General features: G+C 70.3%; 2 protein-coding genes and 2 pseudogenes. All 4 read right to left on the minus strand.

Annotated elements, in window-relative coordinates:
• Nucleotides 1-289, minus strand: a pseudogene (locus AC27KI_RS22565) (ABC transporter substrate-binding protein); the annotation flags it as partial.
• A gap of 7 nt (nucleotides 290-296) precedes the next feature.
• Nucleotides 297-1346, minus strand: coding sequence for a sulfotransferase family protein (locus tag AC27KI_RS22570; protein ID WP_284429051.1), 1050 nt, complete (start codon nucleotides 1344-1346; stop codon nucleotides 297-299).
• Nucleotides 1334-2179, minus strand: coding sequence for an aspartyl/asparaginyl beta-hydroxylase domain-containing protein (locus AC27KI_RS22575; protein ID WP_487115935.1), 846 nt, complete (start codon nucleotides 2177-2179; stop codon nucleotides 1334-1336). The genes AC27KI_RS22570 and AC27KI_RS22575 overlap by 13 nt, the downstream gene beginning before the upstream one ends.
• 34 nt (nucleotides 2180-2213) lie before the next feature.
• Nucleotides 2214-2583, minus strand: a pseudogene (locus tag AC27KI_RS22580) (hypothetical protein); the annotation flags it as partial.

The following is a 2583-nucleotide window of genomic DNA, read 5'->3' on the forward strand; positions in this document are numbered from 1 at the left end:
GGGGACTGCGCCCGTAGGGCAGCGGCAGCCAACGCGGGGGGTGTTCCGAGGCCTCGGCGCCCACTTGCAGGCCGGCCAGGAATTCGGCGGAGAGGGTGGGGTAGCGTGACGATTCCGGCAGCAGCACGCCGACCGTCCGCGGGGTGTCATGTCGCGCCGGGCCCTGCCGGTCCGTCGGCGCTGCCAGGGCCGGCGCAGCGGCGCAGGCCATGGTCGCTGCCGTGGACACGGAGGCGCCCAGGAAGCCGCGTCGGCCGAGTCGCGCAGGAGAAGGGAGCGAAGAAGTCATTGCGTGGTCAACCGGCTTCAAGGGCTTCGGAAGGGGTTCCGCCGGCGTGCATGGAGGCCTTGCCTGCCGCCGCGCGCATGGCTTCCAGGGCGCGGTAGTGGGGATCGATCCATTGCATGGCCAGTTCGTGCAGGCGAGGCGAAGCCTGGCTGCGCTTGCGCTGCGCGTCGGGTGCGAACGGATGGTTGGGGTGCTTCGAATGGACAGCGAAGGTGAGTTCGGCCTGCTCGGTGGCCGCAGCGTCGAGCGCCATGCCGAAATGCGGCACGACCTCCGTGAGGATGGCCGATGGAAGCTGCCGGTAGTCGAGCAGCAGTGTGCGCTCCGGCCGGAACTGCTGCACCATGGTTTCGTAGAGGGCGCCCAGGCTGCGGGCGCAATAGGCTTCGAGGCCCATCTGCAGCGCATCGTCGAACGCGATGCCAGCCAGGTTGACCCCCAGAGGCCCGCCGGGGATCAGGTAGGCCGCGCGCTGCTGCCACTGGGACACCAGCACTTCCAGCGGGTCCCGGTACAGGAAAAGCCACGGGGTGTCGGGCCAGGCTTGCGCGATCTGGTCCGCATAGCCTGTGGCCCAGCAATCGCATTTGATGACGAGGTGGCTGCGCCTTGCCCCGTGGTCCGGCCGCAGCGGTTGCGACCATGCGCTGGCCACCGCCCTGGCCGCGGGAACCGCCAGTGCCCGATCCATGCCGGGCAGCCGGGCGTTCGCGCGCATCAGATCGTCCAGCAGCGGAGGCTCCGAGAGGGTGACGTGGCTGTCCAGCGCCGCGAAGGCCTGCGTCACGAGCGTCGAGCCGCAGCGCGACACGTGAAAGACGATGCCCGATGGCGCCAGGCCTGGCGAGGCCTGCGCCCAGTCGAGCAGATCGGACAGCGGTGTCTGCCGGCGAAACCCCTGGTGGAAGGGGCGATGCATCGCATCCTGCACCCCGTCCGAGAAGAAGGGCGCGCGCGTGACCTCGGGCGGCGCGCGCATCCAGTCCACCAGCGTCTCGCCGCCAGCCCCGGAATAGATGCGGATGGGCGACCAGCCCTCGAAATTCAGACGACCCATTGCTGCATCCATGCCTGCCGCCCGGAGGCCATGGCGGACAGGACTTCCGCCTCGGTGAAGGCCCATCCGCGGGCCTGGCCCATTTCCATGCAGGCCTGCGCGAACGCCTCCCGCGAGTGGATGCCCAGCAGGCGGTCCTGCAGCGCCGGTTCGTCGAAGACCTGTTCCCGAAACCGCGCGAACCGCCACTGCGGGTCCTGTTCGGGCGGGTAGGGCCGCCCGGCATCGCCCGCAGCGATGGCCTGGCGCAGGCGGGGCGTCGCCTCGCAATCCACCACCAGGTGCAGCCGCTCGACCGTGCCCCGGTTGCAAACCCGGTGCGGCAGGGAGAAATCGGCATACCACCACTCGCCCGTGCGCATGGGCACCCGCTGGCCATCCACATGGAAAAAGACTTCGTCATGCGTCTGCAGCGGCAGGTGCAGGCGCACCTCGCCATTCCGCAGGCCCACGCCAGCATCGGCGTGTTCCAGGATGGCGCCACCGGGCGCGAGACGCAGCACGCGCACCGATTTGAGCGGTGCCCCTTCCGTGATGCCGGCCACCAGGGTCCGAATGGCGGGGCATTGCGCCATCGTGGCTTCGTCCTGGAAGAAGTCCGCGGCGAACTCGCCTGGCGCGGCAGGCAGCGGCGAGCGGGACGTGCTGCGCAGGGCCGCCACGTGCCAGCCGCCGTTGTGCTTCGCCAGGTTGAAATGCGGGCCCCAGAGGCCGTCCGGCAACGCATGGACCTCTTGCAGCGCCGCAGCCACTTCGGCCATGCCGTGCGCCAGCCGCCGCATGGGCGGGAAGTCGTTGGGCGCAAGGGGTGCCACGGTGGGCTGGGCGGTCATGGGGCGATGCGGGCCGTGGGTGAAGCCAGCGCCGTTACTGGGCGCAGATCGCGTAGGCCGTGCAGCTTTGCAGGTCCGAGCGATAGGAGTTCAGGGCGCGGATCGTCCAACCGAAGGTGCCCGCATTGCCGCCGCAATTGGCCACCGGGCGGCTCTCGCCCAGGTAGACACCGATGTCTTCGGGCGATGTCTGTCCGGTGCTGGCGGAATGGCCGCCGCCCAGCACCTTCTCGCCCGCATTGCAGCAGGAGGTGACGGCGCAGGCCTGTGCATTCACCGGTTGCAGCGTGATCTCGCGCACGGTGACTCCCGTGCTCACCGAGCCTGCCGCGCCGGTCGGGCCCGCAGGGCCGGTGCCACCGGTGGAGCCGGTCGCGCCCGTGGCACCGGTCGCACCCGTGGGG

It is taken from the genome of Acidovorax sp. KPB24-03, assembly GCF_057546605.1.

Excerpts from the sequence above, each read along its gene's own strand:
- AC27KI_RS22575 (WP_487115935.1), bottom strand. The coding sequence starts at position 2,179 with ATGACCGCCCAGCCCACCGTGGCACCCCTTGCGCCCAACGACTTCCCG.
- AC27KI_RS22570 (WP_284429051.1), bottom strand. The coding sequence starts at position 1,346 with ATGGGTCGTCTGAATTTCGAGGGCTGGTCGCCCATCCGCATCTATTCC.